The following is a 16742-nucleotide window of genomic DNA, read 5'->3' as shown; positions in this document are numbered from 1 at the left end:
GACCCGGGGCCGCGCGGGCTACGAGGTCCTGCCGCGCCGGGTGATGACCAGCGCGACCGCGCCGACGCCGAGCAGGACCAGCGCGCCGCCCGTCACGTACGGGGTGAGCGAGCCGCCGCCGGTCTCGGCGAGGCCGTTCCCGGTGCCGGTGCCGTTCCCGGTCCCGGTGCCGGTGCCGCCCGGGGAACCCGAAGTCCCCGTCTGCACCTTGATGTCGGGCGTCCCCGCGGGGCTGGGGGCGGGCGCGGCCGGGGACTCGCAGCGCGCTTCGGCGAGCACGATCTCGCCCTCCACCTGGGCCACGTTCAGGTCGAGCGGGTTCACCGAGACCTTGAGCCGCAGCGCGGTCGCGGCGGCCGTGGTGGAGGTGTTCTCGGTGGCGGAGAGCTCCAGGCTGACCAGGCCGACCTTGGGGACCTCGACCTTGGTGGGTCCGGCCGCGGAGAGGGTGACCTTCTTGCCGAGCACGGTCACCTTGCCGAGCAGGTTGGAGCTGGCGACCGGCTTCTTGCCGGCCTCGCACACGGCCTTGGAGGTGACCTTCTCCACCTCGATCAGCGAGAGCAGGGGCAGGCCCGGCACGTGCACCCGGGCCTTGGCGAGGTTGGCCTCGGCCTCGGCGCGGTTCTTGTCGGCGGTGGCCTTGGAGGTGGCGACGTCGGCGCGCAGCACGCTCACCGGCTGCCCGCCCTCGACCCCGTCGAGAGTGACGGTCAGCGCCGTCTTCGACGCGTCCGCCGGTGCGCTGACCTCGTTGAGGGTGGCCGTCAGCGGGACGTGGACGGTCTTGTTGAGCAGGCCCACGTCCAGTCCGGCGCGCAGGACGACGGCGCTGGCCTTTCCTTCGCCGGCGCCGTGCTGCCCCGTGGCGGAGGCGGGCGGGGCACAGAGCAGGGCCACCGCTCCCGTGGCGAAGAGCGCGGCCACGGGCATGCGGAAGGTGTTGCTGTTCAAGGTGGTGGAACCCCCAGGGAGATGGGAGCCGTCGCGCCGCCAATGGGGGACATTGCGCGCGCCGACGGCCTCGACCCCGGAATCTTTACGCACTGAGAGTGAACGGGCGCCAACCCGGCGTGAGTTCACCCCAAAGGGTGGTTTCCGGGCGTAGGTTCGAATTGATGCGCCTCGCTCGGAACGAGAGTTCCCTCCTGTCCCGGGCATTGCGGGCATTCGACTCCACGGAGGGCGTGAACAACGACCACGGGCCCGTCGAGGTCACGCCCCGTCAACCCGGATGGTCAACCCGCCGATCCGGCCCGTGACCGCGCGTTTCCGGCCCGCCCGCCGCGCGGGAGCCGGCCTCCCGCCACGCGTTTCCGGCCCGCCGGCGCGGCGTCGCCCCTCAGGCCACCACCCTGCCGTTCACCACCACCCGCAGCGGCTGCGCCAGCGCCCGTACGTCGGCCCGCGGGTCGCTCGCGTAGACGACCAGGTCGGCCGGCGCGCCCTCGGTCAGGCCGGGCCTGCCGAGCCACTCGCGGGCCCCCCACGCCGTCGCCGAGAGGGCCTCCAGCGGCGGGATCCCGGCCTTGACGAGCTCGGCGACCTCGGCGGCGACCAGGCCGTGCGGCAGGGAACCCCCCGCGTCGGTCCCGACGTAGACCCCGATGCCGGCGTCGTAGGCGGACCGGACGGTGTCGTAGCGCCGCTCGTGGAGTCGGCGCATGTGCGCGGACCAGGCGGGGAACTTGGCCTCGCCGCCCGCCGCCATCTTCGGGAAGGTCGCGATGTTCACGAGGGTGGGGACGATCGCCACCCCGCGCTCCGCGAACAGCGGGATGGTGTCCTCGGTCAGCCCGGTGGCGTGCTCGACGCAGTCGATGCCCGCCTCGACCAGGTCGCGCAGGGAGTCCTCGGCGAAGCAGTGCGCGGTGACCCGGGCGCCGAGACGGTGGGCCTCGGCGATGGCCGCCTCGACCTCGGCGCGCGGCCAGCAGGCGGTCAGGTCCCCGGCCTCGCGGTCGATCCAGTCGCCGACGAGCTTGACCCAGCCGTCACCGCGCAGCGCTTCCCGGCCGACGTACTCCACGAGGTCGGCCGGCTCGATCTCGTGGGCGAAATTGCGGATGTAGCGGCGGGTGCGGGCGATGTGCCGGCCGGCCCGGATGATCTTCGGCAGGTCCTCGCGGTCGTCGATCCACCGGGTGTCCGAGGGGGATCCGGCGTCGCGGATGAGGAGGGTGCCGGCGTCCCGGTCGGTCAGGGCCTGGCGTTCGGCGGTCCGCGCGTCCACCGGCCCGTGGGCGTCGAGCCCCACGTGGCAGTGCGCGTCGACCAGCCCGGGGAGCACCCAGCCCGCGACCTCGGTGACCTCGACGGGCCCGCGCGGACGCTCGTAGGTGACGCGGCCGCCGACCACCCACAGTTCGTCGCGCACCTCCTCGGGCCCGACCAGCACCCGCCCCTTCACATGCAGCACACCGCTGTCGCCGTTGACGTCGTCGCTCATGCGGGCACTGTACGTGCGCACTCGGTAGGCTCTCCAGGTCCCCCGGACGACCCGGGGCGACCCGGACGAAGAGAGCAGCACCGTGAACCACCCCCTCCTGGACCTTCCGCCCCTCACCGCCGCGCGGTTCGCGTCGATCGAGCGGGGGGTCGCGGAGCTGCTGCGGACCCGGGCGGACGTGGTGATCACGCAGGGCGAGGCGCTGCTGCCGCTGGAGGGCTGCATCCGCTCGGGCGCGCGGCCGGGCGGGGCGGCGCTGAACGTGGTCACCGGCCCCTACGGGAACACCTTCGGCAACTGGCTGCGCGACTGCGGGACCACCGTGGTGGACCTGGCCGTCCCCTTCGACACGGCCGTGAGCGCCGACGAGGTGGACCGGGCCCTGGCCGCGCACCCGCAGATCGACTTCGTCTCGCTGGTGCACGCGGAAGCGGCCACCGGCAACACCAATCCGGTCGCGGAGATCGGCGAGGCGGTACGGGCCCACGGGGCGCTGTTCATGCTGGACGCGGTGGCCTCGGTGGGCGCGGAGCCGCTGCTGCCGGACGAGTGGGGCGTGGACCTGTGCGTGATCGGCGCGCAGAAGGCGATGGGCGGCCCGGCCGGTGTCTCCGCCGTCTCGGTCTCGGAGCGCGCGTGGGCCCGTTTCGCCGGGAATCCGGCCGCCCCGAGGCGCTCGTACCTCTCCCTGCTGGACTGGAAGGAGCGCTGGATCGACGCCGGACGCAAGGCGCTGCCGCACGCCCCGGCGCAACTGGAGATGCTGGCGCTGGAGGCCTGCCTGGACCGCATCGCGGCCGAGGGCCTGCCCGCGGTGACGGCCCGCCACACGGCCGCCGCGGCGGCCACCCGCGCGGGCGCGGCGGCGCTGGGCATCGCCCCGTACGTCACCGAGGACGCGGCGGCCGCCCCGGTGGCCACCACCCTGCGGGTCGCGGAGGCCTCCCTGGTGACGGCCAAGGCCCTGGCGGCGGATCCCGCGGCTCCCCTCGCGGCGGGCGGGGGCGCACTGGCCGGCGAGATGATCCGGGTCAACCACTACGGCGCCGCGGCCCGCGCGGACTCCGTCCGTTCCGCCCTGACGGCCCTGGCGACGGCCCTGTCCGTCTCCCCGGCCCCCGCCCTCGAAGCGGCGACGGGGGCTTGGCGGGCGGCCCTCTCCTAGATCTCCCCTTCCGGAGCGTGCCGGGCCCGCGGTGTCCGGCGCCTGGGCGGCACGGCCCTCGCCTCGGCCCCGTCGCCACGCCGTCCGGCGTCGGGGGCGACCGCCGTCCCGGCGCGTGGGGGGTCAGCCCGCGAGGACGTCCAGCAGCCGGTCCACGTCCGCCTCCGTGTTGTAGAGGTGGAAGGAGGCCCGCAGGTTGCCCGCGCGGGCCGCCGTGACGACGCCCGCGGCCAGGAGGGACGGCTGGCGGTCCGCCAGGCCCGGGACCGAGACGATCGGGGCGTCGCCGGGGACGGGTTCGAGGCCCAGGCGGGCGAGTCCGGCGCGGTAGCGGGCGGCCAGGGCGGTGTCGTGGGCGTGGACGGCGCCGATGCCGATCCGCTCCAGCAGGGCCAGCGCGGGCTCGGCCGCGTGGTAGCCGAGGAAGGCCGGGGACTCGTCGAAGCGCCGGGCCCCGTCGGCCAGTTGCCGCACGGGTCCGTAGGTGGCGTCCCACATGGACGCGGCGGCCACCCAGCCGGCGTGCAGCGGGGTCAGGGTGTCCTGGGCCTCCTCGGAGACCGTGAGGTACGAGACCCCGCGCGCGCCGAGCAGCCACTTGTACCCGGCGGTGACCGTGTACGCGTAGGGCGAGGCGTCGAAGGGCAGCCAGCCCACCGCGTGGGTGGCGTCGACCAGCATCCGCGCCCCGTGCGCGGCGGTCGCGGCGCGGACCGCCGCCAGGTCCGCCGTACGCCCGTCCGCGGACTGCACGGCGCTCAGCGCGACCAGCGTCGTGTCCGGGCCGACGGCTTCGGCGATCGACTCCAGCGGGGCGAAGCGGACCTTGACGTCCGCGCGCACCACGAAGGGGTTGATGACGGAGGCGAAGTCGCCCTCGGGACAGAGGACTTCGGATCCGGCCGGGAGCGAGGCGGAGATCATGCCGACGTGGGTGGAGACGGCCGAGCCGACGGCCACCCGGTCCCGGGCCACGCCGACGAGGCGGGCGAAGGCGTCCCGGGCCCGGTTCACCCGGTCGAAGTCGCCGGAGCCGGCCGGGATTCCGGCGCCGGCCGCGTCGGCCAGCCGGTGAACCTCGGCCACGGCCGCGAGGGGCAGGACTCCGCAGGTGGCGGTGTTGAGGTAGGTGGTGGAGTGCGCGAACTCGGCGCGGACGGCTTCGGGCGGCAGAAGATCCATGGCGTCCACTCTCCGCCAGGATCAACCCAAAGTCCATTACCTTGTTTTGCGCACTCCACCAAAGAATTACTTATATGAGGCGCCCGCACCCGGCCGGGGCGGCGGGGCCGGGCGACGGGGCCGGGCGACGGGGCCGGGCGACGGGGCCGGGCGACGGGGCCGGTCAGGCCTGCGGTACCGCGCAGGCGCCGTCGGGCTCGCAGACCTCGCCGTCGGGGGCGGCGGGCACGAGCACCTCACGGCCCGCCCAGGCCTGCTCCAGCGCCCGGGTGAACACCTCGGCGGGCTGGCCGCCCGAGATGCCGTAGCGGCGGTCGAACACGAAGAACGGCACGGCGTTCGCGCCCAGTTCGGCCGCCTCGCGCTCGTCGGCCCGCACCTCGGCGGCGTAGGCGGAGTCGTCGGCCAGCACCGTGCGCGCCTCGGCCTCGTCCAGCCCGGCCTCGACGGCGAGCGCGACGAGGGTCTCGGAGTCGAAGACCGAGCGCTCCTCGGCGAAGTTGGCACGGTAGGCGAGGTCGAGCAGCTCCTCCTGGCGGCCGCGGGCGGCGGCCAGGTGCAGCAGGCGGTGGACGTCGAAGGTGTTGCCGTGGTCGCGGCCGTCGGTGCGGTACGTCAGCCCCTCGGCGCGGGCGCTCGCGGCGACGTGCTCCTCCATGCCCCGGGCCTCGTCGAGGGTGCGGCCGTACTTCTTGGCCAGCATCTCCACGACGGGCGCCACCTCGCCCTTGGCGCTGTTCGGGTCGAGCTCGAAGGAGCGGAAGACGACCTCGATCTCGTCGCGGTGCGCGAACTCGGCCAGGCCCTTGGTGAAGCGGGCCTTCCCGATGTAGCACCAGGGGCAAGCGATGTCGCTCCAGATCTCGACACGCATGTTCCTTCTTCTCTCCGTGGTCCGGGGCACCCCGGGGATCGCCCGGGGAATGAACGGTTACGTGTTCAACCAACCAGTGTCCGGCCTCATTCCCCGGCGGGCTCATTCCCGGCGGGCCCACTCCCCCGAGGGCTCATTCCCCGGCAGGCTCCCGGGCGGGCTCATTCCCCCGCGGGCTCCCGCACCGTGAGCCAGAGGACCCGGTGGGAGCCGGCCGGGGCGGCGGAGGTGTCCGGGACCCAGCCGAGGGTGGCGTAGAAGGCCTGGGCGCGGAGGTTGTGCTCGTAGACCTCGAGGCGGACCCTGCGGATGCCCGCGCGGCGCCAGGCGTCGAGGCAGGCCGCGTGCAGGGCGGCCCCGGTGCCCCGGCGCCAGTGCACGGGGTCCACGTGCAGCTGGGTGAGGGTGGTCTCGCCGTCCTCGGTGCGGAAGGCCGCCACGCCGGTGACCTCGCCGTCCCGCTCCGCGCAGAGGACCCCGCCGTCGGCGCTCTCGCGGGCGACCGCCCGGGACCAGCCCTCGCGGGTGCGCTCCAGCTCGGCGGCGCCGCCGTAGGCCTCCTCGGGTATCCGGCCCCGGTAGTAGGTCGCGCGGGCCCGGGTGTGGAGGGCCGCTATGGCGTCGAGGTCGGCGGGGTGTGCTCTCCTGATCATGGAAAAGAAAACGCACCGGGAGCCCTCGCGGTTCCCGGCGCGTCTCCCGCATCTGCGGCACGCTCCCGATTCGGCCACGCGTACGAGGCGTTCGGCGCGGCTATTTCTTCAGCCACGCCTCCATCATCTTCTGCGCGACGGGCGCGGCCAGCTTGCCGCCGCCGATCTCGGAGCGGTCGGTGTCCGACCGCTCGATCACGACGGCCACCACGATCTGCTTGCCGTTCAGCTTTCCGTACGAGGTGAACCAGGCGAGCGGCGACATGCTGTTGTTCACGCCCCGCTGGGCGGTACCGGTCTTGGCGCCCACCTCGGCGCCCTGGACCAGCGCGTTCTTGCCGCCGCCCTCGGTGGCCACCGTGATCATGGCGTCCTGGATCATCGAGGCGGTCCTCGCGCTCATCACCTGCTCGGACTTCGGGTTCTTGAAGCTCTCCAGGACGTTGCCGTTGGAGTCGGTGACCTCGGATACCTCGTACGGGGAGACCAGCTTGCCGCCGTTCTCGATCGCGGCCGTCACCATCGCCATCTGGAGCGGAGTGGCCTGGACGTCGAACTGGCCGATACCGCTCTGCGCGACCTGGTCGACCGACATCTTCTTCGACGGGTACTTGCTGGCCGGGCGGGCCTCGACGGGGATCTTCTGCACCACGTTGAAGCCGAACTTCTCCGCCATCGCGCGCATCTTGTCCTGGCCCAGCGTGTGGGCGAACTCCGCGAAGACGTTGTTGCAGGACAGCTTCAGCGCGGTCCGGGGGGAGACGTTGTTGCAGGCCGCGTCCCCCGCCTCGCTGGGCAGCTTGGTCCGCGTGCCGGGGATCGTGTAGTCGCCGGGGACCGAGGTGGGCGTGTCGATGTTCGTGACCAGGCCGTTCTCGATGGCCGCCGCCAGGGTGACCAGCTTGAAGGTGGATCCGGGCGCCTGCGGCTTGCGCAGCGCCACGTTCTCCATCGCCCTGCCCTCGTCGGCGTTGAGTTCCTTCCAGGCCGCCTCGTCCGTGGCGCCCGTGATCCGGCCCGGGTCGAAGGAGGGGTTGTTCACGATGGCCAGGATCTCGCCGGTGGCGGGGTCGATGGCCACGGCGGAGCCCTGCTTGCCCTGGAGCGCGTCGTACCCGGCCTTCTGGACGGCGCCGTCGATCGTGGTCAGGACGTTGCCCGGGTCGGCGCGCTTGTTGGTGAGCGTGTCCATGATGCTCTTGAGCCGGGGGTCCGAGCCGTTGAGGACGTCCTTGTAGACGCCCTCCAGCATGCTCGAACCGTAGGCCTGGGAGCTGTACCCGGTGATCGGCCCGTACAGCGGGCCGTCGGTGTAGGTCCGCTTGTACTGGAAGTCCCGCCCGCCCGTCTTCGTGGACCCGGTGACCGCCTCCCCGCCCACGATGATGTTCCCCAGCGGGTTCTCGTACTTCCCGATGAGGTTCCGCCGGTTGTTCTGGTCGTCTGCGAGGGCCTGGCCTTGGTACGCCTGCACCCAGGTGACCCGCACCAAAAGGGCCAGCACCAGGAGCAGACAGAAGACCGACGCTCGCCTGATCGTCTTGTTCATCCCCCAGAAGGACGTCCCAGCCGTCCCGGCCGTTCCGCTCTGCCCCGATTGTGGCGGAGTTCTCAGCTTTTCTTCATGAGGAAACCTCCCTCGTACGCCGCGATGACCGCCTGGGTGCGGTCCCGCGAGCCGGTCTTGGCCAGGACCGCGGCCACGTGCGTCTTGACCGTCTGCGGGCCGACGCCGAGGCAGCGGCTCACCTCGTGGTTGGAGAGCCCGGTGGCCATCAGGCGCAGCACGTCCGCCTCCCGGTCCGTGAGCCGGGCCACCCAGGGCGCGGGAGCGGGACCGGCCCCGGCCCCGGCCGGGACGCGGGCGGCGGCCAGGGAGCGGACGGCCGCGGGGAAGAGCAGCGAGTCGCCGCGGGCCACCAGCCGGACCGCACCGGTCAGCTCGTCGGGACCGGCCCGCTTGAGGAGGAACCCGGCGGCTCCCGCGCGCAGCGCGTCGTACACGTACGCGTCGTTCTCGAACGTGGTGACCACCACGATCCGGGGCGGCTGCACCATGGTGGCGAGGATCCGCTCGATGGCCCGGATGCCGTCGACCTCCGGCATCCGGACGTCCATCAGCACCACGTCCGGGGCGAGCGCGCGCACCACTGTCACGGCCTCGGCGCCGGTGGCCGCCTCCCCGACGACCTCCATGTCGGGCTCGGCGTCGAGGATGACCCGCAGGGCGGTGCGGACCATCCGCTCGTCGTCGGCCACCACCACGCGCAGCGGCTCGCGGACCGGCGGGGTCACCGGGCGCCCCCGCCGAGCGGGAGGACGGCCCGCAGCCGCCACCGGCCCTCGTGCGGCCCGGCCTCGACGTGCCCGCCGAGCAGCACCGCCCGCTCGGTGGCCCCGCGCAGGCCCCGGCCCCCGGTGGTGCGCGCCTGCGGGGCGGTGCCCCGTTCGTTCGTCATGGTGATCTCCAGTTCGGTGTGTCCGCCGCGTTCCCCTACGAGGATCCGCAGGTCGACCGGGCCCGCCCCGTGCCGCAGGGCATTGCTCAGCCCCTCCTGCACGATCCGGTACGCCTCGCGCGAGACGATCGCCGGGAGCCGCTCCCAGTCCCCGGCCGGTCCCGGGTCCCGGCGGGCGCTGATCGGGATCCCGGCGGCCCGGCTGCGGTCCAGCAGCCCGTCGAGGTCGGCGGCGAGCGTCGGCCCGGGCGCGGACCGCCGTGCCCCGCCCGCCGTCCCGCCCGCCATCCCGCCGGCCGCACCGTCGTTCTCCGCGTCGCCGTCCCCATCGCCGGCCCCGTCCCCGTCCCGCAGCAGGCCGAGGACGGCGTCCAGCTCCCCCACCGTGCGCCGCGTGGTGTCCTCGATCGCGGCCAGCGCCTCCCGGACGAAGCCGGGGTCGCTGTCGAGCACCCGCCGGGCGGCGGCCGCCTGGAGGGTGACCGCGCTCAGCGCGTGCCCGACCGCGTCGTGCAGCTCCCGCGCCAGGCGGCCGCGCACCGCCAGCTCGGCGGCCCGCTCCTCGGCGGCCGCCAGCCGGTCCGCCGTCGTCGGCCCGAGCAGCACGGGCGCGAGGCGGGCCAGCAGCGCCCCGGCCCCGGCGGCGCACAGGACGACCCCGGCCAGCAGTGCGACCCCGGCCAAGGGCGCCAGGTACATCGGTGCACCCGTACCGAACCGGCCGGGGCCGAACGGGAGCTCGCGCAGCGCGCTCACGAACGGCAGGGCGATCAGCACCACCGCCATGGGCGGCGCCGCGAGGCTGATCCCGCTGACGAGCGCGCCGACCCCCAGGTGCACGGTCCACCAGAGCGAGGTCCGGGCCCGGGCCGCCCAGGTCCGCGCCGGCCCCTCGGCGAACCGCTCCCCCGGCACTCCGCACAGGGCCCGCGCTGCGGCCACCGCCATCGGCCGGACCAGTGCGAACAGCCCGGTCGCGGCGACGAGCGGCAGGGCCACGGCGTAGGCGCCGAAACTGAGCGGCAGCGAGTCGGGTGCGTTGGCCCCGCCGCAGACGACGCCGACGGCCACCTGCGCCAGCAGGTAGTACGGCATCAGCAGGGCCCCGCCGAGGATCAGATGGATCCATCGGAGAGGAAGCCGGCGCGGGAGCGGGCGGCTCCGCCTCGGCCATGACCGGCCCGCCCGTGTCCGGGCACCCGGCCGCTCCACGCCCGTCTCCTCAGACCGCGCGGCGGCCGGCGAGGAACCGGCCCATGACGGCGGTCGCGAGGAGGGCGGTGACCATCTGGCCAGCGTAGATCAAGTAGGCGGCGGCGGTGGTCCGTTCGTCCGGGCCGGTGTCCCCGCCCGCGAAGGCGGCCAGCATCCACATCCCCCAGCACAGGGTCGCCGCCGACCCGGTCCACGCGACGGCCAGCGGCCACCCCGCCCGCCGGGTCCCGCCCCTGGCGAGCAGCACCGCGCCGGCCGCCGCGGTCAGCGCGCATATCCCGTGGACGGCGGAGCCCACGCCGGTGTCCGAGGAGTACTGCGCGATCTGCTCCCCAGTGAGCCCGGCCGTGCCTCCGAAAGCCCAGTAGAAGTGCGTCGCCGAGACCACCAGGGCCAGCGCCGCCGCGGCTCCCGCCACCACCCCCGTGGGTGACGGGAGCCGCGTGCCGAGGGGGCCTTGCCAGCGCCGTCCCCAACGCTCCCGCGCGTAGGGCAGGAACAGGCCGGCCAGCGCGAGCGCCTGGACGATGAAGCCCGTATAGACGACGTGGAAGACCCACGGGTCGAGGAAGGGCTCCTGGGCCGCCCGCACGGCCGCGTCCGGGCCCAGGCCCAGCGCTCTCAGGAGGAGTTGGCCGGGGAAGGCGAGGCCTATGGGGGTGAGGAGGCCGGTGGCGACGAAGGCCGGTACGACCAGCAGCCATGACGGCACCCGCGCGCCCCAGGGTCTGGTGAGCACCAGCACAAGCACGATCACGGTGGCGTCCATGAGCACCGTGACGGCGTTCGCCACGATGATGAACGGCCGGGGCTCCAGCAGCACGCTGCCCGCCGGTATCCCGAGGTGACTCCCGGCCAGCCAGGCGGTCTTCAGCGCCAGATAGGGCACGGTGGCGGCGACGGCGGCCGTGGCCAGGACCGTGCGCCGGACCCGCGGGCGGGCGGAGGGCGGCGGTGCCGCGTCGTGCGTCGGCCGTGGGGAGCGCCGCGTCTGAAGGGCTCGTGTGGTCATGACCCAACGGTCCCGTGTCCGCGCCCCCGCCACCTCCCCCTTGAAGGGGAACCGCCTCCCCCGCGCGGGGGAGGCACCCCGCCCTCCACCGCGCCGCCCCCGCCTCCACCGCGCCGCCCCCGCCCTCCACCGCGCCGCCCGCGCCTACATCCGGCGCGTCACCACCGACAGCCGGTCCCGGGCGTCGAACAGCGCCGCCTTGATGACCTGCTCGTGCCCCGGCGTCAGTCGCGCCACCGGCACCGAACAGCTCACCGCGTCCCGCGCCGGCGTCCGGTACGGCACCGCCACCCCGAAGCACCGCAGTCCGAGCGTGTTCTCCTCCCGGTCCACCGCGTACCCCTGCTCCCGCACCAGCGCCAGCTCCTCGATGAGCCGGTCCCGGTCGGTGATGGTGTGTTCGGTGACGGATTCCAGCCGCCGCGGCAGCAGCCTCCGCACCTCCTCGTCGGTGTGCGTGGCCAGCAGCGCCTTGCCGAGCGCCGTCGAGTGCACCGGCAGCCGCCGTCCGACCCGGGTGAAGGGCCGCAGGTAGTGCTGGGACTGCCGGGTCGCCAGGTAGACCACGCTCGTCCCGTCCATCCGGGCCAGGTGGATGGTCTCCGTCGTGTCGTCGGAGAGCCGGTCCAGCGTCGGCCGCGCCGCCGCGACGACCTCGTCCCCGTCGATGTACGAGCTGCCGACGAGCAGCGCCCGGACGCCGATGCCGTACCGCGTGCCCGTCGCGTCCGTCTCGACCCAGCCCAGGTTCACCAGGGTGCGCAGCAGCATGTAGAGGCTGGATTTGGGCAGGGAGAGGTCGCTCTGGATGTCGGCCAGGCTGTGCAGCCCCGGCCGTGACGCGAAGTGTTCCAGCAACAGGACCGTGCGTACCGCCGATTTGACGGCCGCAGGTGCGCCCGAGCCCCCCGGCTCAGCTGTCGTCGTCATGCGCCTTTGTGCCCCTCTGTCGCTCGCTCGGCTCCCGCCCGCTCCGGTTCGTCCCTTGTCAACCCGGAAGGCGTGGAAATAGAGTCCACGGTGGATGTGATCATTCATCCACCGGAACGGCGTTCACCATACTGAACGCGACCGCGCGGGTCAGCGGAGATCCAGGAGGCAGTTCGCCATGGCAGCAACACCAGTCTGGAGTGTGGACCCCCGCACCGGGAAGCGGCGCGAGCAGGTTGCGGTGGAGGCCACACGCCGGGAGGTGGACGAAGCCGTGCGCGCGGCCCACGCCGCCCGCGGCGCCCTGGCCGACGCCACCACCCGCGCCGCCTTCCTGCGCGGGGCAGCCGCCCTCCTCGACGAGGCCGCCGCCCACGTCGTCGAGGCCGCCGACGCCGAGACCGCGCTCGGCCCCGGCCGGCTCACCGGCGAGCTGGCCCGCACCACCGGCCAGCTGCGCGCCTTCGCCGACGCCGTGGAGGAGGGCTCCTACCTCGACATCCGCATCGACCGCGCCGATCCCGCCTCCGCCCCGCCGCGCCCCGAACTGCGCCGCTACAAGGTGCCGCTGGGCGTGGTCGCGGTCTACGCCGCGTCCAACTTCCCGCTGGCCTTCTCCGTTCCCGGCGGGGACACCGCCAGTGCGCTGGCCGCCGGCTGCCCGGTGGTGGTCAAGGCTCACCCGGACCACCCCGCCACCTCCGAGCTCTGCGCCTCGCTGCTGCGCCGGGCGGCCGTCGCCGCCGGGCTGCCGGCCGAAGTGGTCGCCGTGGTGCACGGGTTCGAGGCGGGCCTCGAACTGATCGGGCACCCGCTGGTCACCGCCGCCGGGTTCACCGGCTCCATCCGGGGCGGGCGGGCCCTGTTCGACGCCGCGTCCGCACGGCCCGTTCCGATCCCCTTCCACGGGGAACTGGGCTCCCTGAACCCCGTCGTGGTCACCCCGGCGGCGGCCGCCGAGCGCGCCGAGGAGATCGGAGCCGGGCTGGCGGGCTCGGTCACGCTGGGGGTCGGCCAGTTCTGCGTCAAGCCCGGCCTGGTCCTCGTACCCGAGGGAGCGGACGGCGACCGGGTCGCGGGCGCGCTCACCAAGGCGCTCGGGGAGACCGAGCCGGGGGTGCTGCTCGACCACCGGATGCGGGAGAACTTCGTCGCCGGGGTCCGCGAGCGGGCCGCGCTGCCCGGGGTCGACGCGCCCGTCACCCCCGGCTCCGGCGGTGAGCACACCGTGGGAGCGGGCTACCTGAGCGTGCCGGCGCGGACCCTCCTGGAGGGAGGGCCCTACGAGGTCCTCCTGGAGGAGTGCTTCGGCCCCGTCACGGTGCTCGCCCGCTACGCCGGCCAGGACGAGGCGTCCGCCCTGCTCGGCCGGCTCCCCGGGAACCTCACCGCGACCCTCCAGCTGTCGGCGGCCGAGACCGACGGCGGCCCGGGTCCCGCGGCGGAGCTGCTCTCCCAGGCCACGACGCTGGCCGGCCGGGTCGTGGTCAACGGCTGGCCGACCGGTGTCGCGGTGGCCCCGGCCCAGCACCACGGCGGCCCCTACCCGGCCGCGACCTCGCACTCCACCTCGGTCGGCGGCACGGCGATCGAGCGCTGGCTGCGGCCGGTGGCCTACCAGTCGGTCCCGGACGCCCTGCTCCCGCCGGAGCTGCGGGAGGCCAACCCGCTGGGGCTGCCGCGCCGGGTCACGGGCGACCTGACGTCCTAGTCGCGGGCCGCCGCAGGGGCGGGGGACGGGACCGCCGGGGAGGGGCGGGGCGGGCTCGACCGCCCCGCCCCTCCCCGCTGCCGCGAGCGGGCGGACGGGCGGACGGACGGACGAGCGGACGGGCGGTCTGCCGCGCGGGCGGACGGGCGGGGGCGGGCCTACGCTGGTGGCCTGTGCTGTCGCCCTGGCCCTCGTACGACAGGAGGCCTTGCCGTGAGGCCGAACCGGATGCGGCTGCGCCGGGCCTGTGTGGCCGTCGCGGCCGCGAGCGTCCTCCTCGCCCCGGCCGCCGCGGGCTCCGCGTACGGGACGACCGTCCCGCCGCCCTCCGCCTCCTCGGCTCCCTCTCCGGACAGCGACACAGACTTCCCCCAGCTCACACCGGCCGTCGCCGCGCAGCTGGACGCGGCCGTCCGCCGGGTCATGCGCGAGACGGGGGTGCCGGGCGTGACCGTGGGCCTGTGGGCCCCCGGCAAGGGAAGCTACGTGAAGAGCTTCGGCGTGGCGGACAAGGCGACCGGCGCGCCGATGGAGCCCGGCCTGAACATGCGGATCGGCAGCGAGACCAAGACGTTCACGGTCACCGCCCTCCTCCAGCTGGTCGACCAGGGGAAGGCCGGCCTGGACGACCCGATCGGCACCTACATCGCCGGGGTCCCGAACGGGGACCGCATCACCCTGCGCGAACTGGCCGGCATGCGCAGCGGGCTCTACAACTACAGCGAGGACGAGGACTTCAACAAGCGGCTCGACACCGGCTCCGACCGCCCCTTCACGCCGCAGGAGCTGCTCGGCTACTCCTTCAAGCACCCGGTGCAGTTCGCGCCGGGCGAGGAGTTCGAGTACTCCAACACGAACCTGATCCTGATCGGCCTGCTGATCGAGAAGGTCACCGGCCGTCCCCTCCACGAGGTCATCCAGAAGGACGTCCTGGAGCCGGCCGGACTGCACCACACGCTCTTCCCGACCGGGGCGGAGTTCCCCGATCCCCACGCACACGGCTACACCGACCAGTCGGCCTCGGGCAAGATCGTGGACTCGACCGACTGGAACCCCTCCTGGGGCTGGGCCGCCGGAGCGATCATCTCCGACCTCCAGGACCTGCGCAGCTGGTCCCGCACCCTCGCCACCGGGGCGCTCCTGACGCCCGCGACGCAGGCCCAGCGCCTGAAGACCTCCCCGGTCGGCATCCCCGGCGCCGGGTACGGGCTGGGCATCTTCGACGTCCAGGGCTGGATCGGCCACAACGGCTCGCTGCCCGGGTACGAGAGCCTGGCCGTCTACCTGCCCGAGGCGCGGGCGACCCTGGTCGTCCTCCTCAACACCGACGTGCTGCACGACGGCAAGGAGCCCAGCGCGTTCTTCGGCGAGGCGGTCACCGCGCTCGTGACCCCCGACCACGTGTACCCCGGCCACAAGGCGTCCGTGCCCAGGAACCGCTGACCCGGCGGGCCGGACGGTTAATGCGTTGCCGCCAGCCCCGGGCCGCGGCACGCTGCCTCCCATGCCGAAACCGCACGGATTCTCTTACGAACAACTGGGCGACCACGTCGTGGCCATCACCCACCGGGGCCGCTCCGCGACCACGCTCCGGGGCGCCCGGGCCGACAAGTTCCTGGCCGAGGTCGAGGCCGGTGACGCGCAGCTGGTGATGGCCCGCTGGACGGGTGCCTACAAGTTCGGCAACGAGCGGACGGCCAGGAACCACCCCCGCAACCGGGGCTGAGCGGACGCGGATCCCGCGGGCCGCGCGACGTCGAAATCTTTGGCGAAAGCAAGGGAACGGCAAAGCGGCCTCGGTCGTTCTCCGGGCATGACCGCTATGACCCCTGGTTCCAATCTGCCGCTCAACACCGTCCGCGTCACGGTCGACGTGGCTGCCCCGGTGCGGCTCGACGTGTCCGGGCTCCTCCTCGCCGCCGACGGCAAGGTGCGTTCCGACGCGGATTTCATCTTCTTCAACCAGCCGGCGGGACCCGGTGTCAGCTACCGCTCCGGCGGCGGCACGACCCCGGACTCGATCACGGTGGACACCGCCGCGGTCCCGCCGGGGATCGAGCGGATCGTGATCACCGCCAGCCCGGACGCGGCCGGGCAGACCTTCCAGGGCATCGAGCCCACCGCCACCGTCCGGGACGCGGCCGGCGGATCGGTGATCGCCACCTTCACCCCGCCGCAGCTCGGTACGGAGACCGCCCTGGTGGTCGTCGAGGTCTACCAGCGCGGCGGCGTCTGGAAGGTCCGCGCGGTCGGCCAGGGGTACGCGAACGGCCTCGCCGGCATCGCGACCGACTTCGGGGTCTCGGTGGAGGACGAGCCGGCTCCCGCCCCGGTGGCCGCGCCCGCCGCCCCGCCCGTGCCGCCGGCTCCGCCGGCGCCGCCCGTGCACCCGGTCTCCCCCTGGCTCGGCGGCCAGACGCCCGCGGCGCCCCCGGCGCCCGCGCCGGCCCCCGCGCCGCAGGCCGCCGCCCCGGGCGCCGGGAAGATCAACCTGGACAAGGGCCGGGTGAGCCTCCAGAAGAACCAGACCGTCTCCCTGGTCAAGGGCGGCCGCCCGCTCCTCTCCCAGGTCAAGATGGGTCTCGGCTGGGAGCCGGCCTTCGGCGGCCGGGACATCGACCTCGATGCCTCCGTCATCGCGTACGGCCCGCAGCGCAACCACATCGACAGCTGCTACTTCGGCAAGCTGTCGATCCTCGGCGGCTCCGTCAAGCACTCCGGCGACAACCTCACCGGCGAGGGCGCGGGCGACGACGAGGTGATCGTCGTGGACCTCGGACGGCTCCCCGCCGACACCACGGGCCTGGTCTTCACGGTCAACTCCTTCTCCGGGCAGAAGTTCTCCGAGGTGGCCAAGGCCTACTGCCGCCTGATCGACGCCGCGAGCGGCGAGGAGCTGGTGCGCTTCGACCTCACCGGCGCCGAGCCGCAGACGGGCGTCATGATGGCCAAGCTGATCAAGCAGTTCTCCGGCGAATGGGAGATGACGGCCATGGGCGAGTTTGTGAAGTCGCGCACAGTGCGGGGCATGGTCAAGCCGGCCGCTCAGGCACTCTGAGCAGGTGAGCGGGCACATGGAGCGACCGTGCGCC

At 74.0% G+C, this 16742-nt stretch carries 15 protein-coding genes; 5 read left to right on the top strand and 10 right to left on the bottom strand.

What is annotated here, in order from left to right; genetic code table 11:
* Positions 1-18: 18 nt before the first annotated feature.
* Both ACWF9Z_RS21845 and ACWF9Z_RS21840 read right to left on the bottom strand, forming a co-directional pair.
* Complete coding sequence (locus tag ACWF9Z_RS21845; RefSeq protein WP_453604382.1) at positions 19-954, bottom strand: SCO1860 family LAETG-anchored protein; 936 nt, start codon at positions 952-954, stop codon at positions 19-21.
* 388 nt (positions 955-1342) lie between these two features.
* A complete protein-coding gene (locus ACWF9Z_RS21840) occupies positions 1343-2449 on the bottom strand; it encodes an amidohydrolase family protein (protein WP_453604381.1) in 1107 nt (368 codons plus the stop codon).
* 82 nt (positions 2450-2531) lie between these two features.
* On the opposite strand from ACWF9Z_RS21840, the gene ACWF9Z_RS21835 reads away from it, so the two are divergent.
* A complete protein-coding gene (locus ACWF9Z_RS21835) occupies positions 2532-3614 on the top strand; it encodes a pyridoxal-phosphate-dependent aminotransferase family protein (RefSeq protein ID WP_453604379.1) in 1083 nt (360 codons plus the stop codon).
* 123 nt (positions 3615-3737) lie between these two features.
* On the opposite strand, the gene ACWF9Z_RS21830 is transcribed toward ACWF9Z_RS21835, so the two are convergent.
* The 8 genes from ACWF9Z_RS21830 to ACWF9Z_RS21795 form a co-directional block, all read right to left on the bottom strand.
* Positions 3738-4796 (bottom strand): aminotransferase class V-fold PLP-dependent enzyme, encoded by a 1059-nt coding sequence (locus tag ACWF9Z_RS21830; protein ID WP_453604377.1) that lies wholly within the window; start codon positions 4794-4796, stop codon positions 3738-3740.
* A gap of 163 nt (positions 4797-4959) precedes the next feature.
* Positions 4960-5670 (bottom strand): DsbA family oxidoreductase, encoded by a 711-nt coding sequence (locus ACWF9Z_RS21825; RefSeq protein WP_453604376.1) that lies wholly within the window; start codon positions 5668-5670, stop codon positions 4960-4962.
* A 161-nt stretch (positions 5671-5831) separates the two neighbouring features.
* Positions 5832-6323 carry an N-acetyltransferase family protein gene (locus ACWF9Z_RS21820; RefSeq protein ID WP_453604374.1) on the bottom strand — a complete coding sequence of 164 codons (492 nt, stop codon included), beginning with the start codon at positions 6321-6323 and terminating at the stop codon, positions 5832-5834.
* Positions 6324-6423: 100 nt separating this feature from the next.
* Entirely contained in the window at positions 6424-7872 is a 1449-nt protein-coding gene (locus ACWF9Z_RS21815) for a penicillin-binding transpeptidase domain-containing protein (RefSeq protein WP_453604372.1), read from the bottom strand.
* 62 nt (positions 7873-7934) lie between these two features.
* Positions 7935-8618, bottom strand: a complete 684-nt coding sequence (locus ACWF9Z_RS21810; RefSeq protein ID WP_453604370.1) for a response regulator — start codon at positions 8616-8618, stop codon at positions 7935-7937.
* On the bottom strand, positions 8615-9877 hold the full coding sequence (locus ACWF9Z_RS21805; RefSeq protein WP_453604369.1) for a sensor histidine kinase: 1263 nt from the start codon (positions 9875-9877) through the stop codon (positions 8615-8617). Before ACWF9Z_RS21805 ends, ACWF9Z_RS21810 begins: the two co-directional genes overlap by 4 nt.
* A gap of 127 nt (positions 9878-10004) precedes the next feature.
* Complete coding sequence (locus tag ACWF9Z_RS21800; RefSeq protein ID WP_453604367.1) at positions 10005-11009, bottom strand: hypothetical protein; 1005 nt, start codon at positions 11007-11009, stop codon at positions 10005-10007.
* 144 nt (positions 11010-11153) lie between these two features.
* Positions 11154-11939 (bottom strand): IclR family transcriptional regulator, encoded by a 786-nt coding sequence (locus ACWF9Z_RS21795; RefSeq protein ID WP_453604366.1) that lies wholly within the window; start codon positions 11937-11939, stop codon positions 11154-11156.
* A 178-nt stretch (positions 11940-12117) separates the two neighbouring features.
* Between ACWF9Z_RS21795 and ACWF9Z_RS21790 the strand changes: the two genes are divergently transcribed.
* From ACWF9Z_RS21790 to ACWF9Z_RS21775, 4 genes are all read left to right on the top strand, one after another.
* The gene (locus ACWF9Z_RS21790) at positions 12118-13650 is read left to right on the top strand and encodes an aldehyde dehydrogenase (NADP(+)) (protein WP_453604364.1); all 1533 of its coding nucleotides are present in this window, start codon (positions 12118-12120) and stop codon (positions 13648-13650) included.
* Positions 13651-13863: 213 nt separating this feature from the next.
* Entirely contained in the window at positions 13864-15093 is a 1230-nt protein-coding gene (locus tag ACWF9Z_RS21785) for a serine hydrolase domain-containing protein (RefSeq protein ID WP_453604362.1), read from the top strand.
* Between the two features lie 61 nt (positions 15094-15154).
* Entirely contained in the window at positions 15155-15376 is a 222-nt protein-coding gene (locus ACWF9Z_RS21780; protein ID WP_453604360.1) for a hypothetical protein, read from the top strand.
* Between the two features lie 87 nt (positions 15377-15463).
* A complete protein-coding gene (locus ACWF9Z_RS21775) occupies positions 15464-16708 on the top strand; it encodes a TerD family protein (RefSeq protein WP_453604359.1) in 1245 nt (414 codons plus the stop codon).
* The last annotated feature ends 34 nt before the right edge of the window (positions 16709-16742 follow it).

It is taken from the genome of Streptomyces sp. NPDC054961, assembly GCF_053609145.1.
Note: the sequence above shows the minus strand (reverse complement) of the source record. Positions and strands in the feature narration are given on the sequence as shown.

Excerpts from the sequence above, each read along its gene's own strand:
- ACWF9Z_RS21840 (WP_453604381.1), bottom strand. The coding sequence starts at position 2,449 with ATGAGCGACGACGTCAACGGCGACAGCGGTGTGCTGCATGTGAAGGGG.
- ACWF9Z_RS21830 (WP_453604377.1), bottom strand. The coding sequence starts at position 4,796 with ATGGATCTTCTGCCGCCCGAAGCCGTCCGCGCCGAGTTCGCGCACTCC.
- ACWF9Z_RS21825 (WP_453604376.1), bottom strand. The coding sequence starts at position 5,670 with ATGCGTGTCGAGATCTGGAGCGACATCGCTTGCCCCTGGTGCTACATC.
- ACWF9Z_RS21820 (WP_453604374.1), bottom strand. The coding sequence starts at position 6,323 with ATGATCAGGAGAGCACACCCCGCCGACCTCGACGCCATAGCGGCCCTC.
- ACWF9Z_RS21815 (WP_453604372.1), bottom strand. The coding sequence starts at position 7,872 with ATGAACAAGACGATCAGGCGAGCGTCGGTCTTCTGTCTGCTCCTGGTG.
- ACWF9Z_RS21805 (WP_453604369.1), bottom strand. The coding sequence starts at position 9,877 with ATGCCGTACTACCTGCTGGCGCAGGTGGCCGTCGGCGTCGTCTGCGGC.
- ACWF9Z_RS21800 (WP_453604367.1), bottom strand. The coding sequence starts at position 11,009 with ATGACCACACGAGCCCTTCAGACGCGGCGCTCCCCACGGCCGACGCAC.
- ACWF9Z_RS21795 (WP_453604366.1), bottom strand. The coding sequence starts at position 11,939 with ATGACGACGACAGCTGAGCCGGGGGGCTCGGGCGCACCTGCGGCCGTC.
- ACWF9Z_RS21790 (WP_453604364.1), top strand. The coding sequence starts at position 12,118 with ATGGCAGCAACACCAGTCTGGAGTGTGGACCCCCGCACCGGGAAGCGG.
- ACWF9Z_RS21780 (WP_453604360.1), top strand. The coding sequence starts at position 15,155 with ATGCCGAAACCGCACGGATTCTCTTACGAACAACTGGGCGACCACGTC.
- ACWF9Z_RS21775 (WP_453604359.1), top strand. The coding sequence starts at position 15,464 with ATGACCGCTATGACCCCTGGTTCCAATCTGCCGCTCAACACCGTCCGC.